Raw genomic sequence first — 20640 nt, forward strand, 5'->3', positions numbered from 1 at the left:
CTCACTTTGGTGTTTCACGTGAAACGGCGACCCTACTTGCCGATGCAGAAGGTCGAAAAGACCTGGCCGAGAATATCCTCGACGCCGATCGCGCCTGTGACGCGCGACAGCGCTTCGGCCGCGCGGCGCAGGTCTTCGCCCGCCATTTCCGGGGCGAGGTCCAGCGCTGACCGCGCCGCCTGCACAGCCCTCAGAGCTTCGGTCAGGCGCAGGCGGTGACGCTCGCGCGTGACGGCGGGAAAGTCCGCGCCCGATAGATCGCGCGCCAGTCTGGCCGCGATCCAGTCATGCAGCGGCGCCAGACCCTCGCCCGTGCGACTGCTGACCGACAGGCTTTCGAAGCCGCCGTCGACCGCGACTGCGCCCAGATCCGCCTTGTTGCACACCACCAGGTCGCCGGGCCGGGCGTAATCGGCGGCGACGCCGTCGGGATCGCCCGGGGCCCGAACCCACAGGCGCAGGTCGGCCTGCTCCGCGCGAAGCCTGGCGCGGCGCACCCCCTCGGCCTCCACCGGGTCGTCGCTGTCGCGGAGACCCGCCGTATCCGACAAGGTCACGGCATAGCCGCCTATGGTCAGGGCGGCGTCCAGCACGTCGCGCGTCGTGCCGGCGATGGGGGTGACGATGGCCGCCTCGCGCGCCACCAGGGCGTTGAACAGAGACGACTTGCCGGCGTTGGTCTCTCCGATCAGGACGATGCGATAGCCGTCGCGGACCCGTTCGCCCCGGCGGCCCGTCTCGACCGCTTGGGCCAGCTCCTCGGCTAGCTGGTCCAGCACCGGCCCGGCGGTGCGGGCCAGATTGTCCGGCACCTCCTCGTCGGGAAAATCGATCTCGGCCTCGACCAGGGCCAAGGCATGCAACAGGTCGCGACGGAAGCCGGCGTAGGTTTCGCTGAGGCGGCCGTCCAGTTGCCCCAGGGCCTGTCGGGCCTGGGCGGTGGTTTCGGCGTCGATCAGGTCGGCCACCGCCTCGGCCTGGGCCAGATCCATCCGTCCGTTCTGGAAGGCGCGGCGTGTGAACTCCCCGGGTTCGGCGGGCCGGACGCCCAGGGCGATCAAGGCGCGGCTGGCCGCCTCCACCACCGCCCGCCCGCCATGCAGATGAAGCTCGGCGGCGTCTTCGCCCGTATAGCTGTTGGGCGCGATGAACCGCAGGACCAGGGCCTGATCGATGACCGCGCCATCATGGGTCAGATCGCGCACGGCCGCCAGACGCGGCTTCAATCGCGTGGCGCCCAGGGCCGCCAGAGTCGGCTCCACGGCAGGACCGGACAGACGGATGACCGCGATGGCGCCCCGACCGGGCGGGGTGGCGAGGGCGAAGATGGTGTCGGTCATGATGGGCGACCCGCCTCCCCGCAAAACCGGCGAGGACCGGCGAGGTTCACTTGACGGCGGCTTCCATCAGACGTCGGAACTGATCCTGGGCCTGAAGGCCGAAGCTGGTCCAGGTCTTCATCAACTCCTCGGGCTGCATCGCCGCGACATTGGCCTGCATTCGCTTCTGTATCTCGGCCACCATCGCCTCGTTCAGCGGGGCGACGTCGGGCAGGCCCAGAAAGGCGCGGGCCTCGGCCGGGGTGCAATCGACTTCGACATTGATCTTCATCGGCCTCAGCTCCGTTTCACGTGAAACAGAACGCCCGGCGGCGAATGCCGTCTCAGGTGTTCATCGACTGGAAGAAATCCGCGTTGTTCTTCGACTGGCGCAGTTTGTCGAGCAGGAACTCGATCGCGTCCTGCGGACCCATGGGGTTCAGAATGCGGCGCAGGACATAGGTCTTGGCCAGCTGATCCTTGGGCGTGATCAGGTCCTCCTTGCGGGTGCCGGACTTCAGCACGTCGATGGCGGGGAAGATGCGCTTGTCGGCGACCTTGCGATCCAGCACGATTTCCGAGTTGCCGGTGCCCTTGAACTCTTCGAAGATCACCTCGTCCATGCGGCTGCCGGTGTCGATCAGGGCCGTGGCGATGATGGTCAGCGAGCCGCCCTGCTCCACATTGCGCGCGGCGCCGAAGAAGCGCTTGGGCCGCTGCAGGGCGTTGGCGTCGACGCCGCCGGTCAGCACCTTGCCCGACGACGGGACAGTGGCGTTATAGGCGCGGCCCAGGCGGGTGATGGAGTCCAGCAGGATCACCACATCCTTCTTGTGCTCGACCAGACGCTTGGCCTTTTCGATCACCATTTCGGCAACGGCGACGTGGCGGGTGGCGGGCTCGTCGAAGGTCGAGGCCACGACCTCGCCCTTCACCGTGCGCTGCATGTCGGTGACTTCTTCGGGGCGTTCGTCGATCAGGAGGACAATCAGGAAGACCTCAGGGTGGTTCTTCTCGATCGACTTGGCGATGTTCTGCAGCATCACCGTCTTGCCGACGCGCGGCGGCGCGACGATCAGACAACGCTGACCCTTGCCCAGAGGCGCGACGATGTCGATGACCCGGCCCGAACGATCCTTCAGGGTGGGGTCCTGGATTTCCATGTGCAGCCGCTCTTCGGGATAGAGGGGCGTCAGGTTGTCGAACAGGACCTTGGTCTTGACCAGTTCCGGGTCTTCCAGATTGATCGTGTCGACCTTCAGCAGAGCGAAGTAGCGCTCGCCCTCGCGCGGGCCGCGCACGGCGCCGTGGACCGTATCGCCCGAGCGCAGGCCGAAACGGCGGATCTGCGAGGGCGAGACATAGATATCGTCCGGACCCGGAAGATAGTTGGCGTCCGGGCTGCGCAGGAAGCCGAAGCCGTCGGGCAAGATTTCCAGTACGCCGTCGGCGATGATCTCGACTTCCTCGTCCGACAGGGCCTTCAGGATGGCGAACAGCAGATCCTGTTTACGCAGGTTCGAGGCGTTCTCGACCTCCAGCTGTTCGGCGAAGGCGACCAGGTCGGCCGGCGTCTTCTCGTTCAGTTCAGCCAGGGTGATGCGGCCGTTGGCGACGATGGGTTCGCCGTCCTCCTCGTCCTCGGCCGTGGTGTCCACGCCGGAATCGGCGCCGGCGGCCTCGCCCGGCGCGTGGATGGAGCCGTGATGTTCGGCGGGTTCGAAGGCTTCGACCTCGGGGGAATCGGGGTCAGTGTCGCGGACGTCGGTCATGATGCAGGCTCGCGGGCGCGCACCGGGACGGTGCGGCGTCGGGTCTCGGGATGTCTGGCCCAGGGGCCGGAAGGGAGGGCGCGACGGGCTCCCGCCGGTCAAGGCCTGCGGGCGTCGCGAAGAGAGAGGGACCGCCAGCCGGGCCGGACGGTTCACCGCCAGCGAAACCACAGGCGGCCGGACAGGTCAAGCGGCGCCGGAACGGACCCGGCGGAGGACGATCAACGGAAGGTCCATTCCGTCGTCACCGACAGCACCATGACGATGGCCAGAAGGAACGGAATCTCATTGGTCATGCGCCAGAACTTGCCGGAGTATTTCGACCTGCCGGCGGCGATCTTCCGGCGCTGACCCGCCAGAAAGCCGTGCCAGCCGCTGAGCAGGAAGACGCCGATCAATTTGGTGATCATCCACGGCTCGGCCAGGAAGCCCCAGCCGCGCGCGGCGACGTCCAGATGGATCAGCCACAGGCCGAAGACGAAGGTCAGGACCATCGCCGGATTGATGATGATGCGCAGCAGACGCGTCTGCCATGTGCGCAGCAGGCCCTGCATCTCGCTGCGCAGCGGTTCGGGCTTGGCGTTCTGCTCGGCGTCGTAGGCGAACAGGCGCGGCAGGAACAGCATGCCCGCCATCCAGGCGATGACGGCCAGAATGTGCAGGCCCCGCGCGAGATCGTAGGTGTTCATGTCGCGTGTTTTCCATTGCGGCGAGGACAGGCCTTCCAGTCGGCCTTGCAACCAGGTCCGAAGGGCGCGACGCCGGTGCGGCCCAGGGCGGCGACGGCGGCGTCGGCCAGGGTCTCGATGAAGGGCGTCTGGACCCCGGCGGTGGGGACCCGAAAATAGGGACTGGCCCCTTTTTCCAGGGCCAGTTCGGCATAGTCGACATCCAGTTCGACCAGGGTCTCGATATGTTCGGAGACGAAGGCGATGGGAACGACCACCACGCCCTTGCCGTCGACCCCGGCCTGTTCCACGGCCTCGGGCGTCGCGGGACCCAGCCATTTCATCGGGCCGACGCGGCTCTGATAGCAGATGGCGTGGTCGATGGGACCGCGACGCGCCTGGACGGCGGCGACCACGGCGGCGACGGTCGTCTCCACCTGCTCCTGGTACGGATCGCCCTTGGCCGTCACCAGACGCTCCGGAATGCCGTGGGCGGAGAAGAGGACGCGCACCGGCCGGTCGCCCGCCTGGTCCAGCCGGTCGCAGACGGCGTCGGCCTGAACCTCGATCCAGCCGGGCGCGGTGGGCCAGCAGCAGACGGTGCGGCTGACGCCAGAGCCCGCATAGACGGCGTTCCACAGCTTCAGCGACGATTGGGTCGTGGTGGTCGAATACTGCGGATAGAGCGGCAGCAGCACCACCTCGTCCGGGCCGAAGACGGCGACATCGGCGGCCGTCTCCTCGGTCAGCGGGCGCCAATAGCGCATGGCGATGAAGACCCGCACCTCGTCGTCCGTCAGCCGGGCGTTCAACCGCGCCTCCAGCGCCTCGGCCTGGCGCCGCGTCTCGGGCAACAGGGGCGAACCGCCGCCCATCCGGCGATAGTTGGCCTGAGCCGAAGCCTCGCGCCGGCGGGATATCAGACGCGCCAACGGCGTGCGGGCGAAATCAGGCAGGCCGATGATGGCCGGATCGTTGAACAGGTTGAACAGGAACGGCTTGACCGAGGCCTGATCGTCCGGTCCGCCCAGATTGAACAGGACCACGGCGATCCGACGACCCTTCAGCCCCCGTCCGTAACCCGCTTCGACCGGCGCCTCCGACCCGGCGCCGCTCATTGAGCGCCGATCCGTTTCAGCACCCGCTCGACGTGGTCGATGGGCACGTCGGGCAGGATGCCGTGACCAAGGTTGAAGACCCAGGGCCCCTGGCCCCAGGCCTCCATCAGCTGATCGACGCGGCGATCCAGAAGTTCGCCCCCGGCGCGCAGAAGCAAGGGGTCCAGCGCGCCCTGGATCGGCTTGATCTGCTGAACCCGTTTGCCGACCGCCAGCGGGCAGGCCGTGTCGAGCGCGACGGCGTCGACCTCGACGTCCTCGGCATACCGTTCCGCCAGCGCCGCAGAGCCGCGTGGAAAGCCGATCAGGGGCACATCGACACCCAGCTCCCGCGTGCGCCGCACCAGCGCCTGGTGTGGCTTCAGGACCAACCGTTCGAACAGGTCGTCGGGTAGACCCTCGGCCCAGCTCTCGAAGATCTTCAACACCTGGGCGCCGGCGTCGGCCTGCATCTTCAGATAACGGGCCGTGGCCTCGACCAGAACCTCCAGCGTCTCGTCCACCCGTTTGGGGTCGGCATAGGCGTAGGTGCGGGCCTGGGCGCGCTCGCCCTTGCCGATGGTGCGGTGTTCGCCGTCCAGCATATAGGTGGCGACCGTCCAGGGGGCGCCGGCGAAGCCGATCAGGGTCCGCTCGGGCTCCAGGGCCGCGCGGACCAGGGACAGGGTCTCGCCGACCGCCGACAGATGGTCTCCCGCCGCGGGGGCCAGCTCGGCCATGCGCCCCGGAATCGGCATTTCGCCCAGACGCGGTCCCTCGCCCGTCTCGAACCAGACATCCTGACCCAGGGCGCGCGGGATCAGAAGGATGTCGGCGAAGACGATGGCGGCGTCGAAACCGAACCGGCGCATGGGTTGCAGCGTCGCCTCGGCGGCCATCTCGGGATTCAGGCAGAAGGCGATGAAATCCGGCGCCTCGGCGCGGAGACGACGATACTCCGGCAGGTAACGACCCGCCTGACGCATGAACCAGACGGGCGGCCGATCCAGGGTCTCCCCGGCCAAGGCCCGGATCATCCGGGGGACCGGATGGGCCGTTGAGGTCTGGATCGCGTCAAGATCGGTCATGCCGGACGATTAAGGTCACAGCCCCCCGCTCTCAATCCCTAATCAAAATAAGAATTAAAAGATTCGTAGAGGCAGGTAGGGCCGTGGAAAGCCGGGGAAGACTCAAGGCTCGCCCCCGGAACAAAAGCGGATATCCCCGGCGACCGGATCGTTAACGGGGATGGTCAGGCGGGCTGGTCCGTCGGTGGATAATCCTTAACGAAGCCTTAATGTGTCGGGCTTTGCGCGGCACGGGGCTGTGAACGCGGTTAAGCGGCGTTAACCTCTCGTTAGGATTTTCCACAGCCGAGGCGAAACCGGCTGTCCGCCTTGGGATGAACGGGGCGTTCGCAGCGCGCGTCGCCCACCGTCATCCCCGCTCGCCCCCCGCCGGATCAGCCGCTATGGAGAACGGCGCCCCGGCATCGCCGGATCGCCCCCACCCTTTCCACAGGGACCGGACCCGTCCGGACTGTTCGAATGAGCCCTGCCCGACCGCTTCGCCTGGCGACCTATTTCCATGTGCACCTGGTGTCCGATTCCACCGGCGAGACGTTGAACGCCATGGCCAAGGCGGTGACCGCCCGGTTCGACGGCGTCATTCCGATCGAGCACATCTACGCCCTGGTCCGGTCGTCGAAACAGATGGAGCGGGTGCTGGAAGAGGTGGCCTCGGCGCCTGGCGTGGTGCTGCACACCCTGGTCGACCGCGACCTGCGCGAACAGTTGGAAGAGGGGTGTCGTCGGCTGGACATGCCGCAGATCGGGGCGCTGGACCCGCTGGTCGGGGCCATGTCGCGTTATCTGGGGGCGGCTCTGTCGTCGCGCGTCGGGGCCCAGCACGCCCTGGACCACGACTATTTCAACCGGATCGCGGCCCTGGACTTCGCCATGGCCTATGATGACGGCCAGGGCACGCTGGAGCAGTTGGAAGGCGCCGACGTCGTTCTGTGCGGGGTCAGCCGCACCTCCAAGACCCCCACCTGCATCTATCTGGCGCACCGGGGCATCCGGGCCGCCAATGTGCCCCTGGTGCCGGGACAGGAGGACGGAGAGCGCCTGACCCAGCTGAAGAATCCGCTGGTCATCGGCCTGACGGTCTCGCCCGACCGGCTGATCCAGATCCGCCGCAACCGGATCGACAATCTGAATGCCAGCCAGGCGTCGAACTACACCGATCAGGACGCCGTGCGCGAAGAGACGATCAAGGCGCGGCGGGCGTTCGAGCGGCGCGGCTGGCCGACCATCGACGTGACCCGCCGTTCGGTGGAGGAAACGGCGGCGGCCATCACCAATCTGCTCAGCGAGCACAGAAACCAGAAGATTGGGACGACCTGGTGAGCGATACGCACGAAACCCTGATCCTGGCGTCAAAGAGCGCCGCGCGCCGCGCCATGCTGGAAAACGCAGGCGTGCCGTTTGAGGTGCGCGTGGCGGGCGTGGACGAAGACGCGGTCAAGGCCGCCTCGCGCGACCTGGATGCGGCCGCCCTGGCCGTGCGCCTGGCGGAGGCCAAGGCCCTGGCGGTGTCGCGCGAAGACGAGGCGGCCTGGGTTCTGGGCTCGGACCAGACCCTGTCCTTCGACGGCGGCCTGGTGTCCAAGGCGCCGACCTTGGAGGCGGCGCGCGACCGTCTGAAGGCCATGCGCGGCCGGACGCACCATCTGCATTCCGGCGCCGCCCTGGCGATCAAGGGTCAGGTGGTCTGGTCCGGCGTCGATACGGTGCGGATGCGGATGCGCGACTTCTCCGACGCTTTTCTGGACGCCTATCTGGACGCGGAGGGCCCGGCCTTGCTGGCCTGTGTCGGGTCCTATCGGCTGGAAGGCCTGGGTTCGCAGCTGTTCGAGGCGGTGGAGGGCGATTATTTCACCGTCCTGGGCCTGCCGCTGTGGCCCGTGCTGGCGGAACTGCGTCGCGCCGGAGTGCTGGCGGCATGAGCGCGCACAGAATCACGGGCGCGGCCCAGGTCGCGGGCATCGCCGGCCGGCCGGTCGCCCATTCGTTGAGCCCGATCATCCATAACGCCTGGCTGGCGGCGGGCGGGATCGACGGCGCCTACGTTCCCTTCGCGCCGGCGGACGCGGCAGGATTCGAGGCCCTGGTTGCGGCGGGACGGGCGGGGTTGATCCAGGGGCTGAACGTCACCGCCCCGTTCAAGGAACAGGCCTTCGCCCTGGCCGACGAGGCCACCCCGGCGGCGCGTCTGACGGCCTCGGCCAACATCCTGACCTTTCAGGACGGCAGGGTTCAGGCCGACAGTTCCGACGGGATCGGCCTGATGCGCGGTCTGAAGGACCGGGCGCCGGACCTGAAGATCAAGGGTCGCGCCGTGGTCATGCTGGGCGCCGGCGGGGCGGCGCGGGCCGGGGCGGGCGCTCTGGTCGAAGCCGGCGCCGAGGTGCGGATCGTCAACCGTTCGCTTGACCGGGCCGAGGCCCTGGCCGCCGATCTGGGGCCGTCGGTGCGGGTTATGGCGGCGGACGGGGCGTTCGAGGGCGCGGCCCTGGTGATCAACGCGCTGAGCGTCCAGCCAAATGTGGATTTCGACCGGATCGCGCCGGACACGGTCGTGATGGACATGACCTACAAGCCGCTGTGGACGCCTTTCCTGACAGCGGCGCGGGCGCGGGGTCTGAAAACCGTGGACGGCCTGTCGATGCTGATCGGCCAGGCGGCGCCGTCGTTCGAGGCCCTGTTCCGTCGCCCGCCGCCGCCGCTGGACCTGCGGACCCTGTTGCTGGCGCATCTGGGCGAGGCGAGGACGTGATCGTCCTGGGACTGACCGGCTCCATCGGCATGGGCAAGTCCACGACGACGGCCATGTTCGCCGATCTGGGCGCGGTGATCTGGAACGCCGACGACGCCGTGCATCGGCTTTACGCCCCCGGCGGGGCGGCGGTCGAACCGGTGGGCCGGGCCTTTCCGGGCGTGGTCGCAGACGGGGCGGTGGACCGCAAAAGGTTGGCCGAGGCGCTGGGCCGTGACGACGACGCCTTTCGTCGACTGGAGACCATCGTCCATCCGCTGGTCGCCGAGGGGCGGCTGGCCGATCTGGCGGCGGCGCGGCGGGCCGGGGTGCGCCTGGCGGTGCTGGACATCCCCCTGCTGTTCGAAACGGGCGGCGACAGGGCGGTGGACGCCATCGTGGTTGTCACGGCCGATGCAGCGGTTCAGGCCGAGCGGGTCCTGGCCCGCCCCGGCATGACGCGCGAACGGTTCGAGGCCATCCTGGCGCGCCAGCTGCCCGACGCCGAAAAGCGCGCGCGGGCCGACTTCGTCGTCGACGCCGGCCGGGGGCTTGAGGCGGCCCGCACCCAGGTCGAGACCATCGTGGCGACGGTGCTGGACCCGGATTGGTCGCCGCCTCGCCGAAGACGGCGATCCGTCCCCGATTGAATGGGGGCGGGGCCCTTTTCCACGGCCGCGAACATCGCCATTAAGAGGCCATGGCGCGCGAGATCGTTCTGGATACAGAAACCACCGGCTTCGACCCCCGGACGGGCGACCGGCTGATCGAGGTCGGCTGCATCGAACTGTTGGACCTGCTGCCCACCGGACGGACCTTCCACCGGTTCGTGAATCCGGAACGCTCCATCCCCGCCGACGCCATCAAGGTGCACGGCATCACCGACGACAAGGTGAAGGACGCGCCGAAATTCCACGAGATCGTCGACGATCTGATGGAATTCGTCGGCGACGCCCAGATGATCGCCCACAACGCCGCCTTCGACCGCAACTTCATCGATTTCGAGCTGAACCGCTGCGGCAGGCCGATCACGGGCGAGCCGCGCTGGATCGACACGCTGAAACTGGCCCAGACGCGGTTTCCGGGCATGCCCAACTCGCTGGACGCCCTGTGCAAACGTTACAAGGTGTCGCTGGTCGAGCGGACCCTGCACGGCGCCCTGATCGACGCCCGGCTGCTGGCCGAGGTCTATCTGGAGCTGCGGGGCGGCAAGGAGCGTGTGCTGGACCTGTCGTCGGGCGTGGGCGGGCGCGGTCCCGGCGGCCTGATCGAGATCGCGGCCTATGGCGCCCGCCCGCGTCCGCTGGCGCCCCGTTCGACCGAGGCGGAACACGCCGCCCACGTCGCCTTCCTGGCCTCGGTGCTGAAGGACCAGTCGCTGTGGCAGGCGCACGGGGTGACGTTCCTGGAGACGTCCGCGACCGAACCCGCGTGAAAAAGGCGGCCCCGCGAAGGGCCGCCTCGTTTCGTCGGATTTATGAACCGCCGGATCAGGCCTGGCCGGTCTCGACCGGCTGCTGGGCGATCTGCTGCTGACGGGCGATGTAGATGGCCGCGAAGTCGATCGGGTCCAGCTGGAACGGGGGATAGAAGCCGCCGTCCGCCGTCGCGCCCGAGATGATCTCGCGGGCGAAGGGGAAGAGGTAGCGGGGGCATTCGATCAGCAGCATCGGCTCGATGTCCTGCTCCTGGACATTGGCCAGCTGGAACAGGCCGCCATAGACCAGTTCGACGTGGAACACCGGCTGGTTCTCGTGCGTGGCCTTGATCGACAGCTTCAGGTCCAGTTCGAACAGGCCGTCGGGACGCCCCTGGGCGGCCATTTCCACGCCCAGGTCGATGGCGGGCTTGCCGTCGATGCGCAGGGATTCCGGCGCGCGCGGATTCTCGAACGAGAAATCCCGGACATATTGGGCCAGGATGCGGAAGCCGGGGCCGGCGGGTTGGCCCTGTTGCGATGGGTCGCCGTTCGGGGTTTCGGCGGGCGGTGCAGCGTCGGTCATGAAAGGCAGTCTTCGGATCAGGGGCCGGTCCGGCCGGGAATGAGGGGCCGCGACTACCATGCCGGGACGCTTCGCCGCAACGTCGGTCGCTTTCAGGGGGCGCGCCGCGCCTTGCTTCGCCCTATATGAGCCCCTAATCCTCCAGGGACGCGCCCGCGCGCGCCCGTCGCCGCTACAGGAATGTCGTCTTGAATATGCCGGTCCAGTTCCAGATCGTCGTCTTCGCCGTGATCGCGGCCTTCGTCTTGTTCCAGCTTTACAATGTGCTGGGCAAGAAGGTGGGGCGTCAGCCGCAGGAAGACGCCAAGACTCCCATGCCCGCCCCGACCGCGGCGGAATCCGCCAAGGTCCAGCCGGCCGTGGACGCCGCGACCCAGGCCGCCGTCGCCGGCCTGAAGGCGCGCGACCCCGCCTTCGATCCCGCCCGTTTCGTCGAGGGCGCGCGTCAGGCCTATGAGATCATCGTGCGCGGCTACGCCGCCGGCGACCGCGCCGCGCTGAAGCCGTTGCTGACCCCGGCCGTCATGGCCTCGTTCGAAGCCGGCATCGCGGCGCGCGAGGCGCGTGGCGAGACCGAGACGGCCGAGTTTCTGTTCCCGCCCCGCGCCGACCTGGAAGCGGCGACGGCCGAGGGCGACAAGGCGGTGGCAAAGATCCGCTTCCTGGCCGAATTGCGCAGCCAGATCGCCAAGACGTCGGGCGAGGGCGAACCCGTGATCGAAGAGCGCCGCACGGCCGAACACTGGACCTTCGAACGCGCCCTGGGCGCGGCGGACCCGAACTGGGTCCTGGCGCGCGTCGAACCGGCCAACGCCTGATGTCCGCCCGGGCCGGGGGCGCGCAGCGGCCAGGGCGGGCCGCAGCCCCGATAGCCTCGACCCTGACGGTCCTGACTCTGACGGCCCTGACCTTGTCCGCCTGTTCGACCGGGCCGATGACCCCGACGGCCCCGTCCGCAACCGGACAGACCGGCGGGCCGGTTCCCAATACGCCGCCGCCCTCGCCCCTGCCGGAATCGGGGCCGATCCGACCGGGGGATGCGGTCAGTCCGGCGGTCCTGCCCGGCTGGAACGACGAGGATCATCTGGCGGCCTTCCGCGCCTATGTGGACGGATGCGGCGTGGCGCGAGAGGCGGTCGCCCGCGCGGTCTGCGGCCGAGCCAAGGCCCTGGCGGCGACCACGACCGTCACCCCGTCCGACGCCCGCGCCTTCTTCGAAGCCAGTTTCAGCGCCGAGCCGGTGGCGACGGCCGATGGTCGACCGGGTCTGTTGACCGCCTATTTCGCACCCGAGTATCCCGCTCGACGCAGGCCCGACGCCGAATTCTCGGCGCCCGTCCTGCCCAGGCCCGCCGACCCGCGCAGCGCCGGCGACCGGGCGGCCATCGAGGCGCGCGCCCGGCCCGATCAGGCCTTGGCCTGGATGCGGGCCGAGGACCTGTTTTTCATGCAGATCCAGGGCTCGGGCTATCTGACGTTCGAGGATGGAACGCGTGGCCGGGCCGCCTACGCCGCCGACAACGGCAAGACCTTCGTCGGCATCGCCCGACCTATGGCGCGCCAGGGCCTGCTGCCGGAGAACGGCACCTCGGGCGATGCGATCCGGGGCTGGCTGGCGTCGCACAGGGGCCCCGAGGCCCAGGCGGTGATGGCGTTGAACCCTCGCTACATCTTCTTCCGGCTGGACCCGGACGACAACGGCCATCCGCCCGGGGCGGCGGGCCTGCCCCTGACCGAGCGGCGCGCCGTGGCGGTCGATCCGTCGCGTTGTCGCTATGGCGAACTGGTCTGGCTGGAAGCGGACGGCGGCGACCTGCGCGGGGCGACGGCCAGCTATCGCGGTCTGGCCATGGCGCTGGACACCGGTTCGGCCATTCGCGGGCCGGTGCGGGCCGATCTCTATATGGGACGCGGCGACCGGGCCGGCGCCGAGGCGGGCACGGTGCGCCATCCCCTGCGCATGTGGAAACTGGTTCCCAAGGGCTAAGGCCTAGGCCAAGTCCTCGATCTCGTCCTCGGTCAGTTCGCCCGGCACGATGGTGACGGGCAGCTTGCGTCCGCCGACCTGGGCGCCCTGTTTGATGATGGCCGAGACCAGCGGGCCGGGTCCGCGCGAGCCGGCGCTGGCGGCCAGGACCAGAATCTTGATGTCGGGATCGGCCGAGACGACCTTCTTGATCGCGCCCTGGACGTCGCCCTGCTCGATCAGGAAGACGGGAGGGGCGCCGGCGCGTTCCAGCACCTCTTCGCCCAGGCGGTTCAACAGGGTTTCCGCCTCCTCGCGCTGCTGACGTTCGATCTCCTCGCGGGCGCCGGACCAGTGGGCGTCGCTGTTGGAGGGCAGGACGCGCAGCAGGACGACATGGCCGCCGGTCGATCGGGCGCGCCGACAGGCGAAGCGCAGCGCGGCCTCGAACTCGGGACTGTCGTCGACGACGACCAAGAATTTTCTGGGCATGACGGCCTCCCCTGCCCGCCTATGAGACGATGAAAAGGCCGCGCGACGCCGGCTTCGTCAAGCGGTCCCGTCGCCTTGTCCGACTGCGCGGCCAGACAAGGCGACGGAAGCGGCTGATCAGAGGGCCGCCGTCGCCAGGTCGCGGATGGTGGCGTTGGCGATGGTCAGCTTGGCGAAGGTCCAGCCCGAGCCGGACTGTTCGATCTCGTCCACCGAGGCGCGGACGCCCTCCACCACCGCCTGTTTGGAGCCGATCCAGGCGTCGACGGCGGCTTCAGCCGCGTCCTCGCTGACGCCGACGGACGGATCCGACGCCTTGGCCACGGCCCGGGTCAGGGTCGCCTGCTCGTTCATCAGATCCTCGATCAGACGGCGCACGGCCAGGCGGTCGAAATGATCCGCCGAGGGGATGGAGCCGGCGGCGGCGCGCAGGCGGTCGAAGTCGAAGGCGGCCCCGACCTGGTGATAGAGGCGCGCCATGGCCGCGACCGGCCAGCCCGCTTCCTGGGCCAGGTCGCCGATGTCCGCGACGGCGACCAGGGGCCGCATGATGGAGATGGAGCGCGCCAGATCCTCGGGCGCGCCCATGTCGGCGAAGCGGCGCACGCGATCCTCCAGCCGGCTCTGCTCGAAGCGCGACAGCACGTCCGGTCCCTCGGTCTGCAGGGCGTCGGCGACGGGGCGATACTGGTCGATAAGGGCCTGGACCGTCATGCCCTGTTTGGCGCGACGGGCCAGCCAGAAGGTCTGGCGACGCAGGACGACGGCGATTTCCTGATAGAGGGCGATCTGGGCCTCGGCCGAGATCTTCAGGTCCAGGGCCGAGACGGCGTCCCAGGCCTCGTCCAGACGGAAGGCCCTCCGGGCGGCCTCGAAGGCGATGATCAGGGCGGTGGTGTCGCATTCCGCCGAGCCGCGCAGGCGGTCGGGGAAGGTCGGGCCGCACATATTGACCACCTCGTTCGACAGGACGGTGGCGATGATCTCGCGCCGCAGCCGGTGGCTCTTCATCTCCGGCTCGAACCGGGCCAGGGCGTCGGGGAAATAGCCCGTCAGGATGTGCTCGAAGAAGGGGTCTTCCGGCGCCGCAGAAGCGACGATGTCGTCCGACAGCTCCAGCTTGCCATAGGCCATCAGCACGGCCAATTCAGGCCGGGCCAGCGGGAGGCCGGCCGCCATCATCTCCTTGATGCGCAGGCTGCTGGGCAGGCCCTCGACCTTGCGGTCCAGCTTGCCCCGCGCCGACAGGGTCTGCATGAACCGCTCCTGAGCGTCCAGGGCGCCGACGCCCTCGGCCTGCTGCAGGCTCAGGGCCAGGGTCTGATCGTAGTTGTGGGCCAGGACCTTGTGGCCGACCTCGTCGGTCATGGAGGCCAGAAGCGGCGCCCGCTCCTCCATCGGCAGGACGCCGTTGGTTATGGCCGAACCCACCAGGATCTTGATGTTGACCTCGTGGTCGGAGGTGTCCACCCCGGCGGAGTTGTCGATGGCGTCGGTGTTGATGCGTCCGCCGTTCTGGGCGAACGCGATGCGGCCCGCCTGGGTGAAGCCCAGATTGGCGCCCTCGCCCACCACCTTGACCCGCAGTTCGTCGCCGTTGATGCGCAGGGCGTCGGTGCCCTTGTCGCCGACCTGGGCGTCCGTCTCGGCCGGTGACTTCACATAGGTGCCGATGCCGCCGAGATAGAGCAGTTCGACCGGCGCCTTCAGGATGGCGCGGATCAGGCTGACCGGGTCCAGTTCGTCCTCGGCGATGTCCAGCACGGCCTTGATCTGCGGCGTCAACTGGATCGACTTGGCCGCACGCGAGAAGACGCCGCCGCCGTCCGAGATCAGGCTCCTGTCATAGTCCTGCCAGGACGAGCGCTGCAGGTCGAACAGGCGTTTGCGCTCGACCCAGCTGGTTTCGTGGTCCGGGTTCGGGTCGATGAAGATGTCGCGGTGGTCGAAGGCGGCGACCAGACGCGTGGCCTTGGACAACAGGGCGCCGTTGCCGAAGACGTCGCCGGACATGTCGCCGACCCCGACCATGGTGAAGGGCTGGGTCTGGATGTCCTTGCCGATCTCGCGGAAGTGGCGCTTGACCGCCTCCCAGGCGCCGCGCGCGGTGATGCCCATCCCCTTGTGATCGTAGCCGACCGAGCCGCCGGAGGCGAAGGCGTCGCCCAGCCAGAAGCCGTAGGAGGCCGAGACGCCGTTGGCGATGTCCGAGAAGGTCGCCGTGCCCTTGTCGGCGGCGACGACCAGATAGGGATCGTCCCCTTCCCAGGCCACGACATGGGCCGGGCGCACCACCGAACCGTCGGCGGCGATGTTGTCGGTGATGTCCAGAAGGCCGGACAGGAAGGTGCGATAGGCGCGGATCGCCTCGGCCTGCACCGCCTCGCGGTCCGTCGTGCGGGGCAGTTGCTTGGGATAGAAGCCGCCCTTGGAACCGACCGGCACGATGACGGCGTTCTTGACCTGCTGGGCCTTCACCAGACCCAGGACCTCGGTGCGGAAGTCGTCGCGGCGGTCGGACCAGCGCAGGCCCCCGCGCGCCACGGGGCCGAAGCGCAGGTGCACGCCCTCGACATGCGGCGCCCAGACGAAGATTTCGCGGTAGGGTTTGGGCAGGGGCAGGTCTTCCAGCTCGCGCGAGGCGATCTTGATCGAGATGTGCGGCTTGGGCTGGCCGTCCGCATCGAGCTGGAAATAGTTGGTGCGCTTGATCGCCCCGATCAGGGCCGCGATCCGGCGCAGCGCCCGGTCGTGATCCAGGCTCTTCACGTCCTGAAGCAGGGCCACGATCTTGGCGTCCAGCTCGGCGACCTGGACCTGACGGGCCTCGACAGCGCCGCCGGTCTCGTCAAACTTGGCCTTGAACAGCGACAACAGGGCGCGCGACACGTCGGGATATTCGCGCAGAGCCTCTTCCTGCACCGCCTGGGACGGATCGAGGCCGGTCTGCTGGCGATAACGGGCCAGGGTGCGGATCAGGGCGGCCTCGCGCCATTCCACGCCCAGTTCGATGACCAGGCGGTTGAAGCCGTCGCTTTCGGTCAAGCCGTTCCAGACGGCGGCGAAGGCGCGCTCGAACGGCGCCTTGACGTCGGCGAAGACCAGGTCGCCGCCGCGCGGATCCTCCATCAGGAACTCGTGGACGTGAATCTCGTCCCCACCCGCCGGACGGATCGGATAGCCGTATTCCTCCAGCGTTTTCAGTCCCATGTCGGCCATGATCGGCAGGACGTCCGACAGGGGGACGGCCGGGCCGCGCCGATACATCTTGAAGCGGAACTGCAGCGGGCTGTCGTCGTCGCGGCGGAAGGCGCGCACGGCCACCGGCTCGCCCGATCCGACGCGGCCGTCGGCGTTCAGCCGGTCCATCTCGCGCAGGTCGATGGCGGCCTCGTCCGCGTCATAGCGGTCGCGATAGGCGGCGCCGAAGGCCCGGGCCCAGCGGGCGCTGAGCGGCCCCACCTCGACATCGTCGATATCGGCGCGACGCAGGGCGGATTCGAACCGGTCGACCCAGCCGCGACCGGCCTCGGCCACGTCATGTTCCAGCTGGACGGGATCGGGGGTCGGATGGTTCCCCGGCTCCACGCCGATGATGTAGTGGACGCGGACCAGCGGGGCGTCGGACAGTTGCGGATACCAGGCCGAGATGCGGCCGCCCCACGCGCGGGCCACGATCTGGCCGATGCGTTCGCGCACCGCCGCGTCGAACCGTTCGCGCGGGATGAAGCACAGGACCGAAACGAAGCGGTCGAACGGGTCCTGACGCGAGAACAGGCGAATGCGCGGCCGGTCGTAAAGGTGAAGAATGCCCAGGGCGATGGACAACAGTTCGTCCTCGCTGATCTGGAACAGCTCGTCGCGGGGATAGTTCTCCAGGATGTTCTTCAGCCGCTTTTCGTTGTGGCTGCCGGGGGCCTTGTCGGCGCGGGCCAGGGCGTTGGCGACCTTGCGCCGGATCAGCGGAACCTCGTTGGCCGCCTTGTCGTAGGCTTCGGAGGTGAACAGGCCGACGAAGCGGGTCTCGCCCGTCGCCTTGCCGTCGGCGCCGTAGCGTTTGACCCCGACGTAATCCATGTAGGCGCGGCGATGGACGCGCGAGCGGGAATTGGCCTTGGCCACCGTCACCGGCTCGGACAGGTCCAGCTGGCGGCGCATCTGCCGGGTCAGGACGGCCGGTTCGGACGCGCGGCGCAGGATCGTGCGCTCCGGATCGGCCAGGATTCCCAGGCCCGCGACGGACTGGCTGAGGGCGGCCTCGGCCTCATAATCGCCGTCGGCGGCGCGGGGATAGTCGTAGTCGCGCGCGCCCAGGAAGACGAAATGATCGCTCTTCAGCCACTTCAGGAAGGCGATGTTCTCGGCCAGGACGGCGGGATCGACCGGCGGCGGCGTTTCTTCCAGACGTTTGACGGCCTGGCGCATCAGGCCGGTCATGGCGTCGTGATCGGCGACGGCGGCGTGAACGTCGGCCAGGGTCTGGGCCAGCCCCTCGCCCAGGACGTCGCGGCGCTCCTGGGGCACGGGGTCGATCACCAGCATGATGACCGACAGGCGGCGACCGTTCATCTCGACCAGAGGGTGGAACAGGGCGCGGACCGAAACGCCGGCTTCGGCCAGCACGCCCATGACGCTGTCGACCAGGAAGGGGGCGTCCGCCTGGACGATGCGGATCAGGTCGTAGTCCAGCGCCTGGCCGTTCGCACCCGTCAGGGCGCCCACGGTGATCAGGGGCGCGGCGCCGGCCGGATAGGCCTTGGCGGCGTCCCACGAGGCGGCCAGCAGGGCGGCCAGATCCTCGCCGCCCAGTTCGGGCGTCTCGTCGGCGGCGTAGTCCTCGTGCGCCTGAGCCAGGAAGGCCTGTTCCGCCGCGCCCGGACCCGTGCCCACGATCTTGGCGAAGGCCGCCTCCAACGCGGCCTTGGTGATCGGCTGAACCGGAACGGGGCTCGGATCGAGGGCGGTCATGGACAAGCAGTCTCGGGCGACGCGGCAGGGCCGCAAGGGATGCGGCGCGACGCAGCGCCACATCTGCTGACTAGGCCAGGTCCGGTCGCTCGGGAAGCCCTTGCGGATCGATCATTGTCATGAACATCGATCACCTTGGAATTATTGTGCGGCGCCACAAAGAGAAAAGCCGCCGGACTGGGGGTCCGGCGGCCTGCGCGGACCGACGTTGGGGAGGGGAGGGGCGTCGGCCTCGCTGTCGTCACGGGTTGGAGGGGAGAAACCCGTGCCGTCCGACCCAAGATGGGAAGGAGGCGTCGCGGTTCAAGGCCCCCGTCTTCGCCTTTGTGCAGGACAAGACGCCGCAGGCGCACAGGCGCCGAAACCAGGCTGGAAATGACCGCCGCTTCGGGGGACAAGAGGGGCGGCGCGCGCGTCGATCCGCGTGGGGCCATGAAGCCGGAGAGCCCTGGGTTGCGTCGCTTTTTCTTCTGGTCCGTGTTGTCGGCCCTGATCGGCGTGGTCCTGGCGGGGGCCGGTTTCGGCGCCTATTGGGCGCTGCATGTCCGGTTCCAGCCCGTGACCCTGGACCGGGAGGCCGACGAAACCGTTCAGGGCCTTCTGGACGAGGCGTCCTGGGTGTCGGACGGGGCCGGAGAGCGGCCGGTCTATGTCGTCGGCTGGCGCGACAGCGCGGCGGTGGAGACCTTCATGCGCGAGGAAGCCCCGCGTCTGCGCGCCGCCGGCGTCGAGACCCGGTTGATCCTGTTCGCCCGCCCGGATCAGGACGGGGCGCCCCGCTCTACGGCGACCGAACGGGCCACGATCGCCGAACTGTGGTTGAGCCGTGACTGGACCCTGTATCGCCGCTGGGCCGAGACGCCGTCGCGCAGCTGGACGGCGGCGGGTTTGCCGGGCGCCGACCACGATCTGTCCCGCGCCGCCATGGTCGAGGCGGGGCGGCGGTTCGACGCGGACCTGACCGGCCAGCTGCGGGCGGCCGGGGTCTTGATCCGCTATCCGCTGATCCTGTGGCGGGACCGAAACGGGAGGCTGACGGCCTGCGGCTGCTCCGACAGCGGGTCGTGGAAAAGGATCGAAGACGATCTGGGATCGGCCCAGGCGCCCAAGCCTGACGTCCGTCCTGCGCCCAAGGCCGAGGACCCGGCCGCCGCCGCCGCTCCCGGACGCCCGTCCCTGGCCTATCCGGAACTGCCGCCGCCCGCCAGGCCGGCCCCTGCGACCGGTGCGCCGGCGCCTGTGTCGTCTCCCTCGCCGGCCGTGCAGCCTCGAACACCGACGGCAGAGCCTCCCCGCAGCCGCCCGCCGGCGGGCCGAACGCCGCGCCCGGCGCCCCTGCCCCGACGCGAGGAGGACACGACCTTCTTCTGAGGCGCGATCAGAGGGTGCGGCAGGCGGCGATCAGGCGATCCACGTCTTCCTGATCCTGATAGAGGCCGAAGCCGAAGCGGATCACGTCGTCGCGTACGTCGGAGACGACGTCCGCCGCCAACAGCCTGGCGCGCCAGGCCGGCGCCTCGGGGTGGCGCAGGGCCAGGAAGCGGGCGCGGGGACCCTCGCCCTCCACGGGATTGAGGATTTCGGCCTGGGACAGGGCCCCGGCCTGGCCGTCCGTCACCGCCGCCTGAAACCGGGTCGCCAGGCGGCGCGCATGCTCGGCCGTATCGGCGGTTGTCAGGCCCTGATCCTGCAGCATCCGGCGCACGGCGTTGAATCGGTACAGCGCCGAACAGTCGAAGGTCGCGCCCCAGAAGCGGCCGCCGTCCCGGCGATACCGGACCCCGCCGGGCGGGCCCTCCAGATCGCCGAATTCGGCGAACCAGCCGGTGACGGCCGGACGCGGACCGAACCCTTCCGGCGCATGCAGGAAACAGGCGCCCTCGCCCGCCATGGCGTATTTATAGCCCCCGGCGACGTAGAAGACCCGATCCGCCACCGCCGACAGATCGGTCGGCACGGCCATGAAGCCGTGATAGCCGTCCAGCGTGATCCACGGCCCCTCGGGGCGCGCCAGGGCGGCGAGGGCCTCGATCCTGTCGAACAGGCCGCCGGTGCGGAAGAAGACCTGACTGACCAGGATCCAGTCGTGCCCGCCCGCCTGCGCCGCCTGGATGAACCGGTCGGGAAAGGTGTCGAACGGGGCCAAAGGCACGCGGGTGACGACCGCCAGACCCTCCTCTTCCCAGCGTTGGGCCTGGCGGCGGAAGGAATGGAATTCTCCGTCCGTGGCCAGGATGCGCACGGGCCGCCGCTCGAACGCCGAGAAGATCCGCAACAGGAAGTCGTGGGTGTTGGAGGAAAAGACCAGGCCGTCGGTCGTCGGCAAACCCAGTTCGGCCGCCACATGGGCCTGAGCCTCGGGGATCACTTCGCCGAAGACCAGGTCCCACTTCTGGTCGGCATGGGCGTTGGCGTCCAACCAGGCCTGCTGCTGGGCCTCGAAACTGACGTCGGGCCACAGATGATGGCTGTGCGCCGCGAAATGCAGCCGACCGGGCGCCGCCGCCAGAGCGCGGGAGAAGAGGGATTTGTGGCTCAT

The 20640-nt window shown here is 69.0% G+C and carries 18 protein-coding genes; 8 read left to right on the forward strand and 10 right to left on the reverse strand.

Annotated features, from left to right (window positions below):
• Nucleotides 1–32 precede the first annotated feature (32 nt).
• The 6 genes from mnmE to hemE form a co-directional block, all read right to left on the reverse strand.
• Nucleotides 33–1340: a tRNA uridine-5-carboxymethylaminomethyl(34) synthesis GTPase MnmE gene (mnmE, locus tag ACWPV3_RS03335; protein ID WP_453976831.1), complete on the reverse strand. Its 1308-nt coding sequence runs from the start codon at nt 1338–1340 to the stop codon at nt 33–35.
• A 46-nt stretch (nt 1341–1386) separates the two neighbouring features.
• On the reverse strand, nt 1387–1611 hold the full coding sequence (locus tag ACWPV3_RS03340) for a DUF6489 family protein (protein ID WP_292086445.1): 225 nt from the start codon (nt 1609–1611) through the stop codon (nt 1387–1389).
• A 52-nt stretch (nt 1612–1663) separates the two neighbouring features.
• Nucleotides 1664–3091, reverse strand: coding sequence for a transcription termination factor Rho (rho, locus tag ACWPV3_RS03345; protein ID WP_453976832.1), 1428 nt, complete (start codon nt 3089–3091; stop codon nt 1664–1666).
• Between the two features lie 221 nt (nt 3092–3312).
• Nucleotides 3313–3780 (reverse strand): CopD family protein, encoded by a 468-nt coding sequence (locus ACWPV3_RS03350; protein ID WP_453976833.1) that lies wholly within the window; start codon nt 3778–3780, stop codon nt 3313–3315.
• Nucleotides 3777–4877, reverse strand: coding sequence for a ferrochelatase (hemH, locus tag ACWPV3_RS03355; protein WP_453976834.1), 1101 nt, complete (start codon nt 4875–4877; stop codon nt 3777–3779). The genes ACWPV3_RS03350 and hemH overlap by 4 nt, the downstream gene beginning before the upstream one ends.
• A complete protein-coding gene (hemE, locus tag ACWPV3_RS03360) occupies nt 4874–5944 on the reverse strand; it encodes a uroporphyrinogen decarboxylase (RefSeq protein WP_453976835.1) in 1071 nt (356 codons plus the stop codon). The genes hemH and hemE overlap by 4 nt, the downstream gene beginning before the upstream one ends.
• A 459-nt stretch (nt 5945–6403) precedes the next feature.
• Here hemE and ACWPV3_RS03365 point away from each other — a divergent pair, with 459 nt between their 5' ends.
• Genes ACWPV3_RS03365 through dnaQ form a run of 5 tightly spaced genes read left to right on the forward strand, consistent with a single transcriptional unit; the run spans nt 6404 to nt 10107 of the window.
• Entirely contained in the window at nt 6404–7264 is an 861-nt protein-coding gene (locus ACWPV3_RS03365; RefSeq protein WP_292086450.1) for a pyruvate, water dikinase regulatory protein, read from the forward strand.
• The gene (locus ACWPV3_RS03370; protein ID WP_453976836.1) at nt 7261–7863 is read left to right on the forward strand and encodes a Maf family protein; all 603 of its coding nucleotides are present in this window, start codon (nt 7261–7263) and stop codon (nt 7861–7863) included. Before ACWPV3_RS03365 ends, ACWPV3_RS03370 begins: the two co-directional genes overlap by 4 nt.
• Nucleotides 7860–8693 carry a shikimate dehydrogenase family protein gene (locus ACWPV3_RS03375; protein WP_453976837.1) on the forward strand — a complete coding sequence of 278 codons (834 nt, stop codon included), beginning with the start codon at nt 7860–7862 and terminating at the stop codon, nt 8691–8693. Before ACWPV3_RS03370 ends, ACWPV3_RS03375 begins: the two co-directional genes overlap by 4 nt.
• Complete coding sequence (gene coaE / locus ACWPV3_RS03380; RefSeq protein ID WP_453976838.1) at nt 8690–9322, forward strand: dephospho-CoA kinase; 633 nt, start codon at nt 8690–8692, stop codon at nt 9320–9322. The genes ACWPV3_RS03375 and coaE overlap by 4 nt, the downstream gene beginning before the upstream one ends.
• 50 nt (nt 9323–9372) lie before the next feature.
• Nucleotides 9373–10107, forward strand: a complete 735-nt coding sequence (gene dnaQ / locus ACWPV3_RS03385) for a DNA polymerase III subunit epsilon (protein WP_453976839.1) — start codon at nt 9373–9375, stop codon at nt 10105–10107.
• 55 nt (nt 10108–10162) lie between these two features.
• Here the strand turns inward: dnaQ and secB are convergent, their stop codons facing one another.
• Nucleotides 10163–10675 (reverse strand): protein-export chaperone SecB, encoded by a 513-nt coding sequence (gene secB / locus ACWPV3_RS03390; RefSeq protein ID WP_292086457.1) that lies wholly within the window; start codon nt 10673–10675, stop codon nt 10163–10165.
• A gap of 194 nt (nt 10676–10869) precedes the next feature.
• On the opposite strand from secB, the gene timA reads away from it, so the two are divergent.
• Nucleotides 10870–11493, forward strand: a complete 624-nt coding sequence (timA, locus tag ACWPV3_RS03395) for a TIM44-related membrane protein TimA (RefSeq protein WP_453978495.1) — start codon at nt 10870–10872, stop codon at nt 11491–11493.
• A complete protein-coding gene (locus ACWPV3_RS03400; protein ID WP_453976840.1) occupies nt 11493–12662 on the forward strand; it encodes an MltA domain-containing protein in 1170 nt (389 codons plus the stop codon). Before timA ends, ACWPV3_RS03400 begins: the two co-directional genes overlap by 1 nt.
• Nucleotides 12663–12665: 3 nt before the next feature.
• Here ACWPV3_RS03400 and ACWPV3_RS03405 read toward each other — a convergent pair whose 3' ends face one another.
• Complete coding sequence (locus ACWPV3_RS03405) at nt 12666–13133, reverse strand: universal stress protein (protein ID WP_292086459.1); 468 nt, start codon at nt 13131–13133, stop codon at nt 12666–12668.
• A 117-nt stretch (nt 13134–13250) separates the two neighbouring features.
• Nucleotides 13251–18101, reverse strand: coding sequence for an NAD-glutamate dehydrogenase (locus tag ACWPV3_RS03410; protein WP_453976842.1), 4851 nt, complete (start codon nt 18099–18101; stop codon nt 13251–13253).
• 453 nt (nt 18102–18554) lie between these two features.
• On the opposite strand from ACWPV3_RS03410, the gene ACWPV3_RS03415 reads away from it, so the two are divergent.
• Nucleotides 18555–19472 carry a hypothetical protein gene (locus ACWPV3_RS03415; protein ID WP_453976844.1) on the forward strand — a complete coding sequence of 306 codons (918 nt, stop codon included), beginning with the start codon at nt 18555–18557 and terminating at the stop codon, nt 19470–19472.
• A gap of 7 nt (nt 19473–19479) precedes the next feature.
• Here ACWPV3_RS03415 and ACWPV3_RS03420 read toward each other — a convergent pair whose 3' ends face one another.
• Entirely contained in the window at nt 19480–20640 is a 1161-nt protein-coding gene (locus ACWPV3_RS03420) for a kynureninase/PvdN C-terminal domain-containing protein (RefSeq protein ID WP_453976845.1), read from the reverse strand.

The organism is Brevundimonas sp. Marseille-Q4549, assembly GCF_976940555.1.